This window comes from Rhizobium sp. Rhizsp42, assembly GCF_047304155.1.
GTDB lineage: Bacteria > Pseudomonadota > Alphaproteobacteria > Rhizobiales > Rhizobiaceae > Rhizobium.
This window is the reverse complement of the sequence record NZ_JBGLYS010000217.1, coordinates 1-230: the sequence shown is the minus strand read 5'-3', so window position 1 is coordinate 230 and position 230 is coordinate 1. Positions and strand designations below refer to the sequence as shown.

The window sequence follows — 230 nt, the reverse complement described above, 5'->3', positions numbered from 1 at the left end:
TGAATGTAAGCTTCCTGGATAACAGCTGTCAGCGCCTTCTCGGCCATGCGGCGTGGCTCGAGGAAGGTTGGGAAGTAGGACCCTTTACGCAGCTTTGGGATACGCAGCTCTACCGTACCTGCACGGGTCTCCCAGTCACGGTCGCGATAACCGTTGCGTTGCGCCAATCGTGATGGGCTCTTCTCACCGTGGGCCGCGCCAGTTGCAGCGCTAACTTCCAATTCCATCAG

General features: G+C 58.3%; 1 protein-coding gene. It reads right to left on the bottom strand.

Features of this window, described 5'->3' with window-relative positions; translation table 11 throughout:
* Window positions 1-230: transposase (locus ACCD05_RS32140; RefSeq protein ID WP_413397742.1), on the bottom strand; the 230-nt coding region annotated here is incomplete at both ends.